9 protein-coding genes are annotated in these 19,665 nt (G+C 64.3%); 3 read left to right on the forward strand and 6 right to left on the reverse strand.

Annotation, left to right across the window (positions count from 1 at the left end; genetic code table 11):
• Position 1 precedes the first annotated feature (1 nt).
• Complete coding sequence (locus tag M9H71_RS19290) at positions 2-238, forward strand: DUF2274 domain-containing protein (protein ID WP_455406540.1); 237 nt, start codon at positions 2-4, stop codon at positions 236-238.
• Here M9H71_RS19290 and M9H71_RS19295 read toward each other — a convergent pair.
• The 6 genes from M9H71_RS19295 to M9H71_RS19320 form a co-directional block, all read right to left on the reverse strand.
• Positions 171-1,130 carry a LysR family transcriptional regulator gene (locus tag M9H71_RS19295; RefSeq protein WP_455406541.1) on the reverse strand — a complete coding sequence of 320 codons (960 nt, stop codon included), beginning with the start codon at positions 1,128-1,130 and terminating at the stop codon, positions 171-173. The two genes, M9H71_RS19290 and M9H71_RS19295, sit on opposite strands and share 68 nt — an antisense overlap.
• A 116-nt stretch (positions 1,131-1,246) precedes the next feature.
• Positions 1,247-4,543 (reverse strand): DUF499 domain-containing protein, encoded by a 3,297-nt coding sequence (locus tag M9H71_RS19300; RefSeq protein ID WP_455406542.1) that lies wholly within the window; start codon positions 4,541-4,543, stop codon positions 1,247-1,249.
• 13 nt (positions 4,544-4,556) lie between these two features.
• The gene (locus tag M9H71_RS19305) at positions 4,557-7,346 is read right to left on the reverse strand and encodes a DUF1156 domain-containing protein (RefSeq protein ID WP_455406543.1); all 2,790 of its coding nucleotides are present in this window, start codon (positions 7,344-7,346) and stop codon (positions 4,557-4,559) included.
• 7 nt (positions 7,347-7,353) lie between these two features.
• Positions 7,354-8,985, reverse strand: a complete 1,632-nt coding sequence (locus tag M9H71_RS19310) for a hypothetical protein (RefSeq protein WP_455406544.1) — start codon at positions 8,983-8,985, stop codon at positions 7,354-7,356.
• Positions 8,986-8,994: 9 nt separating this feature from the next.
• Entirely contained in the window at positions 8,995-12,498 is a 3,504-nt protein-coding gene (locus M9H71_RS19315; protein ID WP_455406545.1) for a protein NO VEIN domain-containing protein, read from the reverse strand.
• A 22-nt stretch (positions 12,499-12,520) separates the two neighbouring features.
• On the reverse strand, positions 12,521-13,405 hold the full coding sequence (locus M9H71_RS19320; RefSeq protein WP_455406546.1) for a WYL domain-containing protein: 885 nt from the start codon (positions 13,403-13,405) through the stop codon (positions 12,521-12,523).
• 199 nt (positions 13,406-13,604) lie between these two features.
• Between M9H71_RS19320 and M9H71_RS19325 the strand changes: the two genes are divergently transcribed.
• A complete protein-coding gene (locus M9H71_RS19325; RefSeq protein ID WP_455406547.1) occupies positions 13,605-16,259 on the forward strand; it encodes a PD-(D/E)XK nuclease family protein in 2,655 nt (884 codons plus the stop codon).
• Positions 16,259-19,651, forward strand: coding sequence for a UvrD-helicase domain-containing protein (locus M9H71_RS19330; RefSeq protein WP_455406548.1), 3,393 nt, complete (start codon positions 16,259-16,261; stop codon positions 19,649-19,651). The genes M9H71_RS19325 and M9H71_RS19330 overlap by 1 nt, the downstream gene beginning before the upstream one ends.
• The last annotated feature ends 14 nt before the right edge of the window (positions 19,652-19,665 follow it).

A 19,665-nucleotide genomic window follows, 5' to 3' on the forward strand; every position in this document is an offset into this window, starting at 1 on the left:
TATGGCAAAGCTGAAACTTGGCCCGCTTGCGGACGACAAGCCAGTGAAGGTGACGGTGGAGCTGCCGGCTGGCCTCCACCGCGACCTCGCCACCTATGCGGAGATCCTCGGGCGGGAGTCGGGCCGGCCGGCTGACCCCGTCCGCCTGATCGTTCCGATGCTAGAACGGTTCATAGCCACGGATCGGGGATTTGCAAAAGCGAAGAACTCAGGATCATCGCGGAAATTGTCTGAATGACGGTCGTGCCAGCCGATCGCGACATTGATCGCGCCAGGCTCAGCAATCGCCGACATGCCGGATTGTCGTTCCTGCGCGACCAGATCGCGCTGAACGGCAAGACCTCACCCATGATCAGGCGATAGACGATACCAGGGATCTGAGCCCCCGTGGTCGCCTCGCTGGTCAGCGTCAGGCCGCGCCCTATGGCTACCATCGACAGCAGGACATCCCGCCCAACATAGTGCGGGCGGATATTCGGATGATGGCCGAGGCCGGCCAGTCGCTGAATCAAATAGTCGTAGATTTCCGGTCCCGGCGCCGCATCGCTGACGATGAAGTTCTCGCCGGCGAGATCGTCCCAATTCAGGGCCAGCTTCGTCACCAGGCGGTGTTCCGTCGGCAGGACAGCGAACACCCTCTCCGACCAAAGCTGTTCGGTCTCGCAATCGGACCATTCGGTCGTGCCGGTGATGAACGCCACATCGAGCTGAAGCTGGCGGATCGCGGCCACATGGATCGACGGATTGCCCTCGATCAGCTCGACCATTACCCGTGGGTGCTTTGCGTCGAACGCCTTCATAAGGTCGAACAGAAAGCCCGACGCCAGCGATGAGAAGATGCCGACCTTGATGATGCCGTCCTCGGATCGGCCGATCGCGGCGACATCGTTGATGCCGACCTCGATCTGGTGAAGGGCGATACGGACGCGACGAAGGAAACGCTGACCCGCCACCGTGAGCGAAACCCCGCTGGGATGGCGGTGGAACAGGGAAGCGCCAAGCCGATCTTCAAGATCTCGGATGCGCCGGCTCACAGCAGACTCCTGAATATTCAGGAGTGTCGCCGCCTTGCGAAAGCTCCCCTGCTCGGCAGCCGTGACAAAGTATTGGATATGGCGCAACCTGATCATAATGGAGCCACCTTCCTCCAAGTCTGCCCGGCTGCAAATTACGCCATGACGGCTCCCTGTTCCTGAACAGCTATAGTTTCAGCCAACACGACCACTTCCAATGCCATTGCTAGACCTCATTCAACAGACTTCTCTATGAACCCGAGGGTATTGGCGTTCTCCACCAAGGTCCTCACCTTGGTGCGTTCCAGACCACCAGGCACATCCGCCTCGATCTCAAGCCTCAGCTTGACGCGACTGCCGGGAAGCGTGGTGAGCTGCTCGACGATCGCCTCGACAATCTGATGAATGTCCCGCGCCGGCCGCTCCGGTGAAATCATTACGGCGCCGGTGAATCGCGTCGGCTTCTTTTCCGTCGGCGGCGTAGCGGGGCCACCATCCACGACTGGCCTGCCAGGCGTCGGCGTCTCGCCATCAGGTCCGGCGGGAGCGCCGCCTGCCGCCGGTTGCGCTGGCGCCGGACGGTGCGCTTCAGCCACATCCGGTTTGATGATGATGCTGTCGCTGTCGATGACCACCGGCGCGTTGCCGGCCCGTTCAATCGCGAGCCCCAGATAGGTGTCCGTCTTCTCGTCCCACCGCTCGGCGTAGGCGAAGGGACCGGGCAACATGCCACTGATCGCCCCCTGCACGGCCTTGAGCAGGACATCCTGCCCTTTCAAGCGCGGCAGATAAATGTAGCGGTTGAGGTATTCCCGCAGATCCTTCAGCGACAGCCGCTGCTTGTCGTTCCAGATGTATTTCTGGAGATCGCGGTCGAGACGCGACGGACCCAGCTCGACGAGCAGGCCCTCTTCGGCCACCAGCTTCTTGCTGGCGCGAGCCAGCAACCCGTCCTGCGCCGGAATCTTGCCGGAGACCCACTCCCAATCCGCCTGGGCGCTTTCCTGGGCCGGATAGTGCAGATAGCACCACGCCTCCTTGAGGCGCGTCTTCATCGTCTCCCTCGCTTCGGCTAGCTTGGCCTCTGCGAGTTTTTGGTCGCTCGGCCGGAGTTCAAGGCGCTCCTTGTCGCGGACGATTTCGCCCCAGGCCAGGGACGCGCGAACAGCATCCCTCAGATGGTCGAGTTGCCGAGCTTCCGCGGCGATGAACACCAGCATGTTGCGGTAGACGCGTGGCGTGCTGCCGCGCTGCGTGAGGATGTCTTTCGCCTCGACCAGCGCTTCGGAGCCGTCGCGCCCATTATGCGGGTATTTGACGCCCAGCACGACGGCGCGCACACCGCCCGCTTCATCGGGGACTTCGGCCGACGAGGCCGGCGCGACCTGCACGGCGTCGAAATGCCCGCGATCCGCTAGGCCGTTCACATATTTCCCGAGTTCCGCGTCGATCGTCACGTCGACCAACGCCGCCTCGATCTGCGCGGCCTTGTCCGCCGCGATGCGGTTGAGGCTCGCGGACATCGAATACCAGTAACGGCCAAGGTCGGCGTGCATGAACTTGGCCTGGTTGGTCAGCCGCCGCAGGGCATCGCCGAAGATCGCCGGACGCTCGCCCGGCTGGACGACGCCGAGATTGATTTGCTTATCGTCGAGACCAGTGTTCTGCTGCTGGGCGGTGGGCGCGGTTCCCATGAAGATCGCGCGGGCGACGCGCCTGGTCGCCGAATAGCGGTTCAGGTTGGGCGCCGACTGATCGACTTTGTAGGGTGTGGACGTCGTGCCATCGACATCGCCGGCGATGATCGCCTGCCAGCTCACGTCGAGATAGTGGAGCAATTCCGGTTCCACGCGCGGCGAACTCACCGCCACGCTGCCGGGCATGATCATCACCGACGGATCGGCGTTCATCCAAAGCTCGTGAATGGCCTGCGCCATCAAACGCAGCACGCCGCGCGTGCGCTGGAATTTTTCGAGCGAGCCCCAGCTCGTATAGAGCTGGTCGAACAGCTCGGGATGGATCGGATAAGCCTTCTCCAGCTTGCGCCGGTAGTCCTCGTCTGCGCAGCCCTGCGGGAAATCGTTGGCGTTCTCCCGATAGAGCTTGGCGAACTGTTTCAGCGTGTTGTCGCGGTGATGGAACTTGTCGCCGGGGATGTCCTTGAAGAGCCGCCGCCGCACGATCTCATAGCTCTCTTCCTGGCTCGCCGGCCGCCACGAGGATTCCACGCGGCTGAAGGTCTGTTTGAGGCGGGCCAGCGCTTCCTGACCGCCTTCACCGCCCACCTCGATCTGCGAGGCCGGCAAGGAGGCGACCAGCAGCGTGCCGGGGCTGGCCTTGACCGCCTCGGTCAGCGACTGGACGAAGGATAGGTTTGCATCGAACGACCCCGACGGCAGCCCCTCGACTTTGTAGATCTGCCGCAGGTAGGCGACCCATTCGTCGATCAGGATCAGGCATGGTGCATACTTCTTGAAGAGCGCCTCCAGCAGATTCGAGCCTGGCGCGATGCCGGTGGCGTCATTCTCCGCCACCATTGCGAAGGCGTCGGCGCCGCCGAGTTGCCAGGCGAGTTCCCCCCAGGTCGTGCGGATTTTTCGGTCGCCCTCGGCATGGAGCACGTCCTGCGGCCCCCGCGATGTGCCGACGAGCACGGCCCGATTGATGCCCTGCGGCACGCTGAGTCCCTGCTTCTCAAGCAACTGGTCCAGGCCGGAGAGGTCCTGGACCGGCGTCGAGCCGGCCATGTGATAAAGGGCCAGCATCGAGTGCGTCTTGCCGCCGCCGAAGTTGGTTTGCAGTTCGACGACCGGATCGCCGCCGGTGCCGGATAGCCGCTTTGCGGCCCCGATCACCAGCGCGCTCAAGCCCTCCGTCAGATAGGTGCGGCTGAAGAACTGGCGCGGGTCGCGGTATTCCGGCGGTGCGCTGCCCGAATGCACCTTGGCGAGGTCGGCCGCGAACTCGGCCTGCTGGAACTCGCCGGTGGCGACATCCTGGTGCGGCTCGACCACCTCGCGCCACGGCAAGAGCCCCGCCACGGTTTCGACCGAGATTTCGAGGCGCTGGGTCTTCCGCCGCTCCTCATTGCGCTGAAGCTCGGTGAACTTGGTGCGCAGGATGGTGTCGCGCATCTTGCCGAGCTGCTCGGCCGTTTCCCCCGCGCTGATCGCCTCCATCAGCCGGCGCATGGAATCGAGCGCGCGCTCGGCGTCGTCGTAGGTGAAGGTCTCGTTGTGCGAGAGCTTGTTGCGGACATCGCCCAGCTCGTTGACCAGCGAGCGTTCGGCGCGGCCGAGGACTGCCTTGAACGCCTCGCTCCAGAAACGATCCATCGCATTGAACAGCGCGGCCTGGTCCCAGCCGACCTCGCCGTTGCTGTTGGGGCGCAGGCTCGGCAGCTTCTCCAGAACCTGGACTTGCCAGTGCCCCTTGAGCGAGGTTTCGAGCCGCTTTTCGACAAAGGGGATCAGCGCTGCCGGCAGCAGCTCCATCCCTTCAAACACATATTGGCGCGTGCTTTTTGCCACGTTCCGTTCCCCCTCAAATATCCAGCCGGATCTGACGATCGCCGCGCGTGTCGTGGATGGCCGCCGCTGCCTTCGTCAGCTCGGTCCAGTCGGCGATCAGGGCGTTGTAGGCCGTGGCCTCCTTCGCATCCTTCCGCTTGTTGGCGCTGATGTCGTAGAGGCAGTAGGCGAGATCCTTCACGGCCTCGGCCTGGGTGTTGATCTTCTTCAACAGGACGGCGGCGTCATGGGAGATGCCGTCCTTCTCATGCTGCCGGACCAAGTGCTGGAGGCACTCCCAGACCGTCAGGTGGCGGTCGTCTTCCGGGTCCCAATCGTCGTCGAGCTCATCGCGCGTGAGGATGCGGACCTTGCCGGCAGCGCTTTCGACGATACCGGCGTGCTTCACGCTATCGACAGAAATACCGCGCGCACGGGCAAGGTTGTCGGCGACACCGTAATCCCCCTTGCCGGTCCCGTTCTGCTCGAACCAGGTGATGGCGAACCGTGTGTCTGCGTCGAATTCACCTTGTATGCCACCGAGATATTCATCGAGTTCCCGGTTGATGAGCTGAAGCGCGGTCTTCACGCTCATCGGGCTGTCGTCGGATTCGAGCACAGCTTTATAGCGCGAGAAGACGCCCATGCCGGGGCCGATGGCCGATTGCGGCATATCCGCCGGCGCGATGTTCGCGGCCTGAAGCTCGGAGATCGCCGGTGGCAGTTCGCGTTTTAGGGCACGGATGAACTCAGCGCGGGTGACGACCTCGGCCGTGTTCTCCTTTTTCCGGCACACCAAGACGACCGAATTTGCGAGAGCATTGGTGCCAGTAGCGATTGTCCGGGCTGAGCGCTCTGTGCGAACAGGCCATGTTCCGACAATGGCATAACCCGCTTCAATCACGGCCTGAAGGAAGGTCGCCCACCCCGTCGAACTCAAGCCATCTTGTTCAACCTCGCTTTGCTTAAAAGCATAGTAGATCGTAGCTGGAAACGATGATGACGATTGACGTGCGAGACTCGAAATCGCCGATGTCATACCCGTGAGGAAGTGCTCTTCAGCTTTCGCTTTCCCACCGTGGCGATATGGTGTCGCCACTAATTCCTCTTCTTTGGGGACAGAAATGGTGCTTCCGAGATCGGGATATACATCTTTGATGTTGCGCCTGAGCCAGACATAGAAATAGTCAGACAGATCGGCGTAACCGATATTGTCGTAGTATGGCGGATCGGTTGAAACGACTGCCCCATCCGGCAAACGCACATTCTGCGCATCGTGCTGAATCTCAGTGCCGGCGGCGTTTGGCCCTAAACCCGAAAGGGCCTTCCAGACCCAATCGACGGCGCCAAGATAATTTCCGGTGCTATCGCTGAAGACATTACATTCAGCGAAATCCCAAGTCATCGGGATCGCCTGCCGAGCAAATGTGAAACGGATAAACTCCGATGACGACCATGTGGCTATAGAGCTGCCAGCATCGGCAAGCCGATCAATCGCAAACGACAAATACACGCTGACCGCTTCAGCATAGGCTTTGGCACCATTGCCTCCGTCACGTAACGGTGTGGGGTCCGAAGAGAGACTGTTGGCGAGTGCATCCGTCTCGATCTGCGATCGGACCTCATGCACCAGATCGCTAAAGGTATTCAGAGCGACCAACTGCCGGTCGGTGAACAAATCACCGAAAGTTTCCATTCCGTAGGCTGGGGGTGAAAACCAGCGAGGATTCTCTGGTTGACGTTGTTCAGGCTTCCATTGAGGCTCGGCAGAAAAAGCAACCGTTTCATGCTCCGCTGCCGGCGCGACATAAGCGCGACCACCCTTACCTTCGCCTACTATCGCTATGAGGGTTTGCTCCATCTTGCCGGCCTTTCCAGCCGACGTAATGTGTTTGGGCGTGATCGCCGTGCCAGATATGAGGCATCTGAAGTTCGCACCGCGACCAGCCTTCGTTCCATCCTTGGCAGCAGAGAGTTCGGCTTTTGTGCCTCCATGCCTGATGCGATAGGAGATGGTCCTGGCCTGTTTGTCGACAATCGGTTCTACCCACGTTTCCCTCCCGGCCTTAGTGCTAAGCAGGAAGCTCGACGCGATAGGAACCTGCACGTTGGAGAAAGCAGGATCGGGGCTGGGCACTGTTCGAGCCCAGATCCAGGCGATCACCGTCCCTTTGCCGCCGCCATGCTCCTTCGGCAGGTCCACCTGCGGGTAGAGATGCCCGATGCGCTCCCACGCCTTCTCGCGCATCCATTCGCCATAGTATTTGACGTCCTCTGCAAGCCCCTCGGCATTGCGGTAGAACTGCCGGTCCTTCATGCCGGGATGGATCGGTTCCTTGTCCTTGAACTTCGGCGGGATCTCGATCATCGCCTTGCCGATCATCACGGCGACCGGGTTCAGGTCTGAACCATAGGCGGGCAGCCCGAGGCGCTGCGCCTCCAGAGGAATCGACCCACCGCCCGAGAAGGGGTCATAGACCGGCGGCAGCTCGCCGCCGCAGCTCTTGCGGATTTCGACGCGGGCGCGCTCCAGCACCTCTTCGTTGGTCGAGTTCTCCCACTTCACCAGTTCCTCGATGATGCCGAACAGGCGCTTACGCTCGGCCTCCTGCGCTTCATGTGTGGGAAACTTCTCAAGGTCGCTCGACGGATCATCGACAAGCTGGGCGAACAGCACCGCCCGGCACGCCGCCAGCGGCCGGCGCGCCCACCACAGATGCAGCGTGGAGGGATGTCCGTGCCGGATCGACTTCTCCCGCGCCGACGCCGCATTGATCGCTTCGAGTGGAATTGCGACTTCGATGAGTTTCTTTTTGTATGTCATTGTGGCCCTACGAGATGTCGTTCTTGAGATGCCCTGGAAAATATCCGACGACAACGCGGCCGGTCTCGGCATCCCAGAAATAATATAGTCGAAAGCCTAGCCGCCCATCGCGGCTGTTGCTGCCTTTCAGATGCCAATCAAGCTCGCGCGTAGAGTCCTGATAGCGAACAAAGTATGCTCCTCCGAAATTCTTGGCCTTGTTTTCTTGGGAAAAGCACGGAGTATTTTCCAAGCCAAGCTCCGCGAGCTTTTGCTCGAAAGCGTTCTTGTGCTCGATACCGCCGATGCGACGCATGGGGACATAAAGATCCCGCATCATCAGAAGCGCGTTATAGACAAGTGCGACATCCTTGAAGTCCGAGCCTCGGGCGGCCTTGATCGCCTTGGGATGCAGTTCCACTTGGCCACTGAGATGAGCCTGCGCCCAGGTCTCGATTTCGTCCAAGCTGTCCGGCAAAATTGGCTCGGCGCTTTTGGGGCTCTCCGAAAGCACCGCATCGAGACGTGCCTGTAGCGCCATATAGCTCGCCTTGATCTGACGCAGCTCCGACAGGGCCAATTGCCGCTCGGCGTCAGCGTTCAACGCCAACTCGAGACTGGCCTCGGCCTCTTGCTTCGCCGCGCGCAACTCCTCGTCTGCCAGCCGCAAAAGTTCGGCGTCTCCCTGACCTTCGGCTGAGGCGCTTTCGCGAGCCCGTTGCGCCGCTATGCGCTTGACGTGCTGAAACGACGGCTGCTCCCGCTCGAGAACATCGCGTGGACGAGTGATCCGAAGCGCCTGCTCTACGAGGAAATCCGCAAAGGTTGAGCCGCCACTATCGCCCCAATCAGCGATGCGTGCGGCCGTCGCGACTGGATGGTCAGTCGGGAGATGCGCGCTCGGGCTAAAGCCGGGATTGTAGGTCCGAACTGCCTGGCGATAGACCGAGAACTCTCGCCCCACGCGATCCGTCAAAGAGAATGCCGCGGCAGATGTAATGACCACAGCATGCACAAATCCGACCGTCCTTCGGATGAAGGGGTCGACAGGAATTGCCGTCTCGTCAGCGTTTTCGCTTCCCTCTGGTGTGGCGAAGACGACAACGGGATGATGACGATGCGGCGCTTCCAGAAAGGCTACAAGCTCATCGACATCCTGCTCCGACTCCACGAGCCACGGATCAGCCGACGTCGGGCGGCCATCAAGGTAGGCGTCCTGCGTAAATGCGACGCCACGGACGAAATTAGGTATCGATCGCGGAATCGGCTCGGCGCTTCCCCGCTGGGCACAGATAAGACGAACTCCGAACACCGCTTCCGTCGCGCTTCGCTCCGCGAGACCCACCTCGGTAGTCCAGATACGTGACGAATCTTTGAGGCGCTCGCGCAGTCTGAACGCCCAATACCGAGGCTCATCCAGCTTGATCGCCTCGGCCTGTTCAGAATTGTCCTGATCAATCTCAAAGGAATCCCCATCCCAAGCGCCGGCGGGGATGTTTCTCAGGTTTCTGCCGGGATCGAATCCCCACCTCAAAACTCGCTTTTGCAGCTCACGGAAAATGTCGGGGCCGCGAACAACAAGCCCGACCTGCGACGCGATCTGCACGAAAATGCGCTGCTCGGCGTCATGCACGGAAATGTTCTCTGCGGTCTGCCTCATGTGATCCCCCTATGCCGGCTCTTGCGCCCGCTCGAGCAGGCGTCGGAGGTCAAACTGGATTGCGGTTTCGAGGAACGACGGTTCCCGTTCCACGAGCGGGCCGCGCACGTAGCGCGGTCCATGGGCAGAGCCGGCGGCGACCGGAACGATGGCGAGAATAAATTTCTCCGGCTCGTGCAGCGAGGTGATGACCTCCTGCCGCGTGACCATCACGCTGTCGGCGCCGTCGATGCGCCCCTTGACCTCGATGAAGCGCAGATGCCCCGACCTCGGATCGTGGGAAGCGATGTCGTAGCCGATCTTCTGGGCGGAGACGTCGGCCGGCTCATTACCCAACGCCCGCTCGGCCGCCATGACAGCTTCCATCGCCGCAAGCTCGATCACCCGGCGCGCAGCGGGGTCTTCCGCGAAATGGTTCGGAACGCTTGGCGCCTGCCGTGCTTCCAGCAGCCCACGCGGGATGACGACCATGCCGCCCCGCACGCGCGGCGGCTGCGATGAGATGAACCGCTCCCGTTCAAGCTGGTCCATGCGGCGCTTCTGCCGATCCGCCAGGTCTTCGGCCCGGCGCTGCGCGTTCTGCCAGTTCACCCGCGTCTTCTTGCCGGCGCGCTCCTCCTCCTTCAGCTCGAAGGCGCGCGAGTCCCAGTAGTTGATCTCCTTCTTGAGCCGGGCGCGCACTTCCTGCTCGACCTTTTCGATCTCGGGCAGGCGCCGCGCCTTGACCTCGGCGACATGGCCCTGGGCCAGCTCGACCGTCGCAAACCGGATCGCGGCCTTCTCCAGATCGATGGTCAGCCAGCTCTCATCCAGAAGGTCGCGCACGCTGGCGACCTCCTCTGGTGTGGCGGGCCGCAGATTCAAATGCGGCGCGATACCGGCGTTGACGGTGTTTCCGGCCTTGTCGATGGCGGCGAACTGGAGCCGCTGAGAAATCACATGCGGCTTGCCGGCGCTGGTGACACGTCCGTCCTGGACCGTATGCTCCAGCAGGAAAATCGCCGACAGCCCATCGCCGACGTCGGTGTCGTCCACCAGGATCGCGCCCTGCCGCATGATCTGCTCATACTGCTCGCGGATCAGGCTGATTACCGCTTCGAGCAGAGGATGGCCGGGGCAGACGAAGGCGGCGACCGGCTGCTGGTTGATCTTGTCCTTCTCGAAGCAGATCCGCTCATACTGCGTCTGGAGCGGCGCGCCGGTTCCGATCTGGCGATCCCGTTCGCGGATGCGCACCGGGACATGGGTGATTTCCCAACGCCCTTCCTCGCGGCGCTTGATTCGACCGCCCAGATGCTGGAACGCCTCGACGAAAAAGCTCTGGATGTGATGCGGCTGTAGGCGTAGCGCCTCGGCCCGCTCCATTTCCAGCCGCAGTTCCTCGACCTTCGCCTCCGGCATGGTGTCGTTGGTCAGCGCACGGCGGCGCAGCAATTCGAGCAGATGCGCTTGGTCGACGGCGCCATCGACCTGCTGGAAGAGGCGCGCCTTGACGTCCTCTTGCTCGCCATACTGGATCGCCTCGAACAGCAAATCCTTGAGCGCCACGCCGTCGAACAATTCGCCGAGCACGTCATAGACACGGCCACCCAGCGCCTCGCGCGCGGCCTCCAGCTTTTCGAGCAGCCGCGCGTAAACCTCGCCCTCGCGCGTATCGGCCGCGACGAGATTCCAGAGGTGGCAAACCTCGGTCTGGCCGATGCGATGGATACGGCCGAACCGCTGCTCGATTTTGTTGGGGTTCCACGGCAGGTCGTAGTTGACCATGAGGTGGCCGCGCTGAAGGTTCACACCCTCGCCAGCCGCGTCGTTGGCGATCAGGACCAGCATGTCCTTGTCCTGCATGAAGCGCTCGACGACCTTGCGCCGCTCTTCACGCGAAACACCGCCGTGGATCACTTCCACGGCCTCGGGATTGCCAAGCCGCGCCCGCACCTTGTCGAGCAGGTAGTGCAGCGTGTCCTTGGGCTCGGTGAAGATGATGAGCTTGCGGCGATTGCCGGCCGCATCGATCATCAGATCGTCGTCGAGGATTCGATTGAGCTGGCTCCACTTCGTATCGACGCCCGAGCGCAGCACACCGAGCGCCTTCGTCTCTAGGCCCTTCAGCGTCTCGACTTCCAGCGCGAGCTGCTCGACCGTCTCGGCCGTCGTCGCGCCGGTGGAGATCAGATCCTCAAGCTCGTCGATCTCCTCCTGGCCATATTCCTCGATGTTGCCCAGCATGTCGGCGTTGATCGTCGGTTCGCCCGCGCCGGCTCGTCGGCCCTTGGCGGCAAGGCGCGCTTCGCCCAGCTCGTTCTCCAGCCGCTCGCGGCGGCGCTTGAGGGACTGGTAGATAGCGGCCGGCGATGAGGCGAGGCGCCGCTGAAGAATCTGCAAGGCGAAGCCGACATTATTGCGCTTCTTCCCGTCACCTTCGGCGAAGCGCTGCACGCGGTTCATCTCGGTGCGAACATACTCGGTGACGGCGGTGTAGAGCGCAGCTTCCCCTTCCGAGAGCTGATACTTGACGGTGCGCGCCCGCCGCTCGGGGAAGAGCGGCCGGCCATCGAACTTGAGCAGTTCCTCCTTGGTCAGCCGCCGCATCATGTCTTCGGTGTCGGCATAATGGACACCATCGCGGAACCGGCCCTCGAACCGATCGCCGTCGAGCAAAGCCATGAAGAGCTGGAAATCCTCTTCCTTGCCGTTGTGCGGCGTCGCCGACATCAACAGCAGGTGCCGGCAGACCTGACCGAGCTTCTGGCCGACCTGATAGCGCCGCGTGTATTTGACCTCGCCGCCGAAATAGGTGGCCGACATGCGATGCGCTTCGTCGCAGATAATCAGATCCCATTCGCGCGCGCTCATGAGCTTCTCCTGAAGCTCCTCGTTGCGCGCCAGCACGTCGAGGCGAACGATCAGCCGATCCCGATCGCTGAACGGATTGCCCGACCGCGAGTTCTCGATCATGTCGCGGGAGAGGATGTCGAACTCGAGATTGAACTTTTGGCCGAGTTCGTCCTGCCATTGCTCGACCAGGCTGCCCGGTGCGACGACGAGGCAACGTTCGAGGTCGCTGCGGGCGATCAGTTCCTTCATCAGCAATCCGGCCATGATCGTCTTGCCGGCGCCGGGATCGTCGGCGAGGAGGAAGCGAAGCGGCTGCCGCGGCAACATCTCGCCATAGACCGCCGAAATCTGGTGGGGCAGCGGATCGACCAGACTCGTGTGGATGGCAAGATACGGGTCGAAATAGTGCGCCAGCTTGATGCGGTTGGCTTCCGTCACCAGACGCAGCAACGCGCCGTCGGCGTCGAACGACCATGGCCGTCCGCTCTGCTCGACCTCAAGCCGGTGCTCGTCGTCCCGATAAAGAACGGCCTCGGCCACCGTGCCATTGTGATCGCGAAAAACGACGCTGATCGCCTGATCGCCGATCCAGTCCACCGAGATCACATGCACGGCCTGCGCCGAAGCAATGCCCCGTACGGATGCGCCGTTCTTTATTTCCTCAAGCCTTGCCGCCATTAGCCGGCGCCCCCCGATTCTCTCATAGCTGAAACTCCGCCTTCTCAAGCGCAGCCTCAGTTTCTTTGCGGTTTATCGTTACGATATGCTGCGTATGGGCGCTCTGTTTCGCGGCGTCACCAAGCAAACCCAGGCGCTTCAAAACATAGAAGAGCATCGCGTAACGAACCGTGAGCACGCCGTTTCCCTGATCCAGCCCATAATCCTTGGCGACAACCTTCTTCTGGCTCGGCGTGAGTGCTGGATGCGGGCCGATAATGACGTCGAAATAGTTGTTCCAGAGCCAGTCCTGCTCGCCCGGCACGCCCGGCTCACCCTTCGCTCCAACCTCCAGAATGCGCGGCAGCAGGAAATCCTTGAACTTGTGCTCAAGGTGGCAATAGGCCCGCGCGTGCCAGCGGAAGCCGTCATAGCCGAAGGCGTGCGGCGTGATCCGGCGCCAGATGGGGTCCGGCCGCGCCTTGTTCATGGACTGGTAGAAGATATCGACAGAGACGCCCTCGCGGCTGGCGTCGAGAATCTTGCGCAGAACCTCGATGTCGATGTCCCGCCTGGGCGTCAGCGCAACATCGGCGCTGGGAAGCGCCGCAATCCACGAATCGCTTGCGGGCACGGCCCCTTCAGCGACCGAGCGAAGCTGCGAGAGATAGATGTAGGGGTCCGGCTCAAGGAAGCGCAGAACGAACTTTTCGGCGGCGACATAGCGCTTGGCGCGGGTGTCATACTCCATGTTTCCCGGCGCTCGCTCCTGATAGAGCGTCAAATCCTTGGACGCCTGCGGCACCGATACGCCAAACGCCTCCACGAGGTCGGCCCGGTTGATCGAGCCCTCCCAGAACAGCCGGAACTCGATGAACTCGAGCCGGCGCCCCACCCCCCATTTCAACGCCGTCGCGGCCTCTGCCATTCTTCCGCCTCGCGTTAGTGAGCATAAAAACTATATGGACAATCTATCTTAGTCCGTGTAATTATTATTCCCATTATGGGCTTTCGTCAATGGGCAATCGAACACGAGAAAGGGGGCTAGACATGCAGCGGTACAGCTTGAAACGTCGGATCCCCGGCGCGACGCCCAGCCCTGAGCAGCACCCGGAAGGAGGGCGGCCATGACCATCGCGCATCGATCCACCCTAGTCGTTCACGGTCGCCTCGCCATGCGAGAGAGCCGCCTGACGGCGGGCCGTGGCGGTCGCCACGGCCTCCAGATCATGTCCTTCGAGCAGGCCGCCGTCCGGCTCGCGGGCGGCTTCGCCCGTCCTATCGACAACGAGAGCCTGCGCGCGGCTATCCAGGCGGCCCTGCCCACAACGCCGATGGGCGAACTGGAGAGCATCAAGGCCCTTCCTGGCATGATCGACGCGGCGGCCGACACGCTCCACAAAGCCTGGCGCGCGGGCATCGATCTTGCCGCACGCGCGGCCGATCATCCGCGCCTCGCCGCTGTCGCGCGTCTGGAAGCGGCCGTCCTCGACCAGCTTCCGCCCGGCATGATGCGGCCTCTCGACATCGTCGCCGCCGCGACCGCCCGTATCGCTCATGCGCCGGCGGTCCTCGGCCCGATGGAGATCGTCGGCCTTACCGAACTCTCGCCATGCTGGCGGCCGCTGCTCCAAGCTCTCACCGCCCATATTCCCGTGCGGTGGTCGGCCGGCCCGAGGAGCGTTCCCGCATGGCTGGACGGCACCAGCGTCACGGTCGCGCGCGCACCGGCGCAAGCGCCGGGGATCAGCGCCGTCAGCGCCGCGACGGCCTATCACGAGGCCATCGAGGCGATGCGCTGGGCGCGCAGCCTGCTTGCCTCGGGCGTCTCGCCTTCGGAGATCGCCATCGCGACCGCCTCGCCCGCCGACTATGACGATCATTTCCTGGCCCTGCGCGCCGACGCCAACATCGACCTGCACTTCGTCCATGGCGTCCGCACCGTCACCACCCGCGAGGGCCAGGCGGCTGCGGCGCTGGCCGACATCGTGGTCCGCGGCCTCTCGCAGTCGCGGCTACGCCGCCTCGCGGCGCTCTGCCGGGACAACGGGCCTTTCAAGACCCTGCCCGAAGGCTGGCTGCGCGTTCTGCCGACCGATGCGCCGCTTTCGACGCCGAGCGCCTGGAACCGCCTGCTGGCTCGGTTGACGCCGGAAGACTGGCCCGACGGTGCCGACCACGCTCCGGTGCTGCGCACGGCGGTCGAGATCCTGGCAAAAGGATCGGAGGCCGCCAGCGAGATCGGAGAAGCCTTCCTCAAAGGCCGCGCGCTCGCGGTCTGGCGGAAGGCGCTGCTCGCCGGCCCCGCCGCCTCGATCGACGCGACGCTGGAAGCCCTGAAGCAGGACGACGGACTGGAAGCGTGCGTCTGCGTCGCCTGGATGCCGGCCAGCGCACTCGCGGCGTCGCCCCGCCGCTTCGTGCGGCTCCTCGGGCTCAATTCCTCGCGCTGGCCGCGCGGGATCGCCGAGGACCGGCTGATCCCGGACCATATCATCCCGACCCCGGAGCTCGATCCGCTGCCGGTCAACCTCGCCGACCGCCGCGATTTCGAGACGATCCTCGCTACAACGGCCGATACCGTCGTTCTCTCGCGCGCCCGGCGCGACAGCGATGGGCGTCTCCTGGGTCGCAGCCCTCTGCTCGCCGGACGTGGCGACGAAACCTATCTGCGCCGCAACGCGACGCCGGCGCATGCTTTCAGCGAAACCGACCGCCTCATAGCCCGGCCCCAGGAGTTCGCCGCGGATCCGCAAGCGGTCGGCGCGCAGGGCTGCTGGCGCGACTGGCGGCAGGCCGAGATCACCCCCCATGACGGGCTCGTGCGGGCGGATCATCCGCTCGTTCTCGCCACCCTTGGCCGCACCCAGTCGGCCAGCTCGCTGCGCCGCCTGCTGCGCAATCCGCTCAGCTTCGTCTGGGTCTATGCGTTCGGATGGCGCGAACCACAGAGCAGCGCCGAACCGCTCGTGCTCGACGCGCTCGGGATCGGCGATCTCGTCCATATGGTTCTCGATCGCGCCCTGCGCGACCTCGAAACCGGAGATGGCCTTGCCTCCGCCAACATGGGGACCATCGAAGCGGCGGTGGCGCAGGCCGCGCAGGCCGTCGCCGCCGATTGGGAAAGCGAGCGTCCGGTTCCGCCGGCCGTCATCTGGGGGCGCACCCTCGACGACGCTCGCGCGATGGCGGGCCGCGCCCTGTCCTATGGCGATGACCTGCTGCCGGGCGCACGCTCCTATGGAGAGGTGCCTTTCGGCGGCTCGGAACCGAAATCCGACGCGGAAACCCCTTGGGATGCGAGCACGCCGGTCACGATTCCCGACACGGGCTTCAACATCGCCGGCTATATCGACCGGCTCGACATCTCCGGCGATGGCAAGCGCGCGCTGGTGCGCGACTACAAGACCGGCCGCCCACCGCGGAGCGAGATCCGGCTGAACGGCGGACGCGAGCTTCAACGCTGCCTTTATGCCTTCGCAGTGAAGGCGCTCCTCGGCGACGACGTTGCCATCAGCGCCTCGCTGCTCTACCCGCGCGAGCCGGTTGATCTTCAACTCGACGATCCCGAAGCCGTGCTCTCGGAGATCACGGGCTATCTGCGCGCGGCGAGAGCGAGTCTCGCCAGCGGCGCGGCCCTGCCTGGCCCGGATACCGGCGGCGACTATGACGACCTCGCCTTCGCCCTGCCGGCCAACGCCAGCGCCACCTATTGCAAACGCAAAATGCCGGCCGCGACGGAGCGGCTGGGCGAAGTCGCACAGGTCTGGGAGGCGGAATGATGAGCAGCGTGTCCAAGGTGCTGAAGGACGACGGCGCGCGCCGCGATGCGATCAGCCTCCATGATCGCTCGATCCTCGTCGAGGCCGGCGCGGGCTCCGGCAAGACCGCCGTCATGGCCGGCCGCATCGCCGCCATGCTGGCCGAAGGCGTTGCGCCGCGTTCCATCGTCGCCGTCACCTTTACCGAACTCGCCGCGAGCGAGCTGCTGTCGCGTGTCCGCGAGTTCGTCGCCGACCTCTCGGCCGGCACGATCGCGACCGAACTGCGCGTGGCGCTTCCCGATGGGCTGTCCCAGGCCCACCGCGACAATCTCGCCGCCGCCAGCGCGGCGATCGACGAAATCACCTGCTCGACCATCCACGGCTTCTGCCAGCGCCTCATTAAGCCCTATCCGGCGGAGGCCGACATTGATCCCGGCGCCGGCGTCATGGATCGCAACCAGGCCGATCTCACCTTCCTCGAGATTGTCGATGGCTGGCTGCGCGAACGCCTGTCCGGCGGCCAGGGCGGCATCCTGGCCGAGATGGTGCTGCACAGCCCCGGCGAGACCGTGGCGCTCATCCATAAGATCGCCGAGAATCTGCGCCGCCGCCCCACGCTCTCAGCCCCGCCCGTCTCCCCGCTTGACGGCCACCTGACGGCGTTCCGGCAGGCCGCTGCGGATTTCGCGGGCTTCATGGACGGTGTGGCGGCGGCCGAGCCGGAAACGGTAACGATCGTCGAGCGGTTGGCCGAAATGGCGACCGCCTTGGCGAACGGTCCCGATCCCGCGACGCCTGGGGGCCTCGTACGCCTCCTGACCTCACGGCCCCACCCGGACCTTTGCACCAAGGCCGGCGCCTTCGCCTCCTATCGCAAGAAGGGCAAATGGGCCGCCGCAGCCAAGCAGGCTGGTCTCTCCAAGGCCGACGGCGACCGGCTGAACGACGACGCCGAGACCCACTACACCGCCTGCTGCGACGCCTGGGTCGCGCTCGGGCAGGCCGCCGCCGGCCATGCCCTGGCGGCGCTGATCGACGAAGCGTGTCCGATCCTGCAACGCTATCGCAACCACAAGCGCGCCAGCGCCCAGCTCGATTTCGACGATCTGATTTTCGCCGCGCGCGACTTGCTGCGCGACCATGATGCCGTGCGCCGGGCGCTGGGGCAGCGATTCGCCCATGTCCTGGTCGACGAGTTCCAGGATACCGATCCCCTGCAAACCGAGATCTTCTGGCGACTGTGCGGCGAACCGGCCGATGGCGATGACGACTGGACCCGCTTCCGCATCCGGCCGGGCGCGCTCTTCCTGGTCGGCGACCCCAAGCAGGCGATCTATCGCTTCCGGGGCGCCGATGTCGGAGCCTATGTGCAGGCGCGCGACGCCTTCCGCGCCCAGGACCCCGGCAGCCTCCTGTCGATCTCCACCAATTTCCGCTCCTGCGCCTCGATCCTCACCTTCGTCAACGAGCGCTTCGAGGCCGTGCTCTCGGCCGATGGGCAGCCGGGCTTTACCGCTCTCGACCCGTTCCATGACGACCGGGGCGGCCTATGCGTCGCGGCTCTCGACATCGCCGTGGCTGACGAAAACGGCAAGGCCAGCGCCGAACAGCAGCGCGACGCCGAAGCCGACGCCATCGCCGAGCTGTGCGCCCGGCTGATCGAAAGCCATCCCATCATCGACCGTCGCAGCGGCGCGGAGCGTCCCTGCCAGCCGGGCGACATCGCCTTGCTGGCGCCGACCGGCGCGGAGCTGTGGCGCTATGAGGAAGCCCTGGAGCGCCGCGGCATCCCCGTGGCGACCCAGGCCGGCAAGGGGCTGTTCCGCCGCCAGGAAATCCAGGACCTGATCGCGCTGACCCGCGTTCTGGCCGACCGCCGCGACACGCTGGCGCTCGGCGCGCTGCTGCGCGGGCCTCTGGTCGGCCTCACCGAGGAATACCTGCTGGACATTATCTGGGCGCTTCCGCGCTCGGAAGAACAGCCGGATCGGATTCCGCGCCTGGATCTCAGCATCGAACCCGCCGTCATCGCGCACCCGCTCGCGCGCGAGGTCATCGAGCGGCTGCAATCGCTCTCCCGGCGCGCCAACAGCACGACCCCGCACGAACTGCTCTCGCAGGCCGTGGACGTGATGCGCGTCCGCCCGCTCCTCCTCGAGCGCCATCGCGGCCAGGCCGAGCGCGCGCTCGCCAATGTCGATCTCTATCTCAGCCTATCGACCGGCTACGCCGTGCGCGGCCTGCGCGCCTTCGCCGAGGCGATGACAGCGGCGTGGTCCGACGAGGCGCGCGCCGTCGAGGGACGGCCCGACGCGCAGGAGGAAGCGGTCGCGCTCTTCACCATGCACGCGGCCAAGGGGCTGGAATGGCCGATAGTCATTCCGGTCAACACCATGACCGGCATCATGGCGCCCGAAAGCGCCGTCATCGACCGCCAGACCGAAACCTTCTATTGCCCGGTCCTTGGCGTCACGCCGGAGGGCTACGAAACCGCCCGCCAGGCGGAAAAGGAAGAGCTGGACCGCGAGCGCATCCGGCTCTGGTATGTCGCGGCCACCCGCGCCCGCGAACTTCTCGTCCTGTCCCGGCTCAACACCACACCGTCGAAATCGGCCTGGATCGGTCTCGTCGATCTGTCGCTCGCCGACCTACCCGGCCTGGACGTCTCCCACCTGCCCGTCGGCCTCACGGCCGCAGGAGCGGGCGTGGACAATACCCAGACGCGCGCGAGCTTCGCCGCCGAAGCCGAAGCCATCGCCGCCGGACAGACGCGGCTGACTTGGCTTGCGCCCAGCCGCGACGAAAACGCCGCCGGGACGGTGTTGCGGGAAGAAGAAGCTGCGCTCTGGATGGGGTCGACCGACGACCAGCCTCCCGAGCTGGAGGCCGCCGCTCTCGTGCAGGGCGGCCGGGAACGTGGGCTGATCCTCCACAAGCTCATGGAAGAGGTGCTGACCGGCGAAACCCCAGAGGCGGAAGCCGCCCTTACCGAACGGGCGGCCGACCTCATCCGCGCCCTCGGCCGGTCTCCGGTCGCCGACCCGGCGACGGGGCTGTCGGCTGAAGAATTGGCGGCCTGTGTCGTTCGGACCCTGGCGTTGCCCGACATCGCGGCCCTGCGGCCGGGTCTTCTGGCCGAATTTCCCGTCTATGCCGCACAGGCGACCGACGGCGTGGAAACCGCAACTGCCGGGATCGCCGACGCACTGACAGTCGGCGGCGATGGCCGGCCGGTCGTGGTCGTCGACTGGAAGAGCGACGTGAATCCCGACGCTCAGACGCTCGACCACTATCGGGCTCAGGTCCGCGCCTATCTCGATATGACCGGCGCCGAGCGCGGACTGATCGTCCTGATGACGGGGGGAACGGCAATTGCCGTCGCGCCCTCGCCGCAGACGGTGGCGGCCTGACGGAGGGAGACACT

The sequence above is a fragment of the Rhodopseudomonas parapalustris genome, from assembly GCF_053772255.1.

Excerpts from the sequence above, each read along its gene's own strand:
- M9H71_RS19315 (WP_455406545.1), bottom strand. The coding sequence starts at position 12,498 with ATGGCGGCAAGGCTTGAGGAAATAAAGAACGGCGCATCCGTACGGGGC.
- M9H71_RS19325 (WP_455406547.1), top strand. The coding sequence starts at position 13,605 with ATGACCATCGCGCATCGATCCACCCTAGTCGTTCACGGTCGCCTCGCC.
- M9H71_RS19320 (WP_455406546.1), bottom strand. The coding sequence starts at position 13,405 with ATGGCAGAGGCCGCGACGGCGTTGAAATGGGGGGTGGGGCGCCGGCTC.
- M9H71_RS19310 (WP_455406544.1), bottom strand. The coding sequence starts at position 8,985 with ATGAGGCAGACCGCAGAGAACATTTCCGTGCATGACGCCGAGCAGCGC.
- M9H71_RS19330 (WP_455406548.1), top strand. The coding sequence starts at position 16,259 with ATGAGCAGCGTGTCCAAGGTGCTGAAGGACGACGGCGCGCGCCGCGAT.
- M9H71_RS19305 (WP_455406543.1), bottom strand. The coding sequence starts at position 7,346 with ATGACATACAAAAAGAAACTCATCGAAGTCGCAATTCCACTCGAAGCG.
- M9H71_RS19295 (WP_455406541.1), bottom strand. The coding sequence starts at position 1,130 with ATGATCAGGTTGCGCCATATCCAATACTTTGTCACGGCTGCCGAGCAG.
- M9H71_RS19290 (WP_455406540.1), top strand. The coding sequence starts at position 2 with ATGGCAAAGCTGAAACTTGGCCCGCTTGCGGACGACAAGCCAGTGAAG.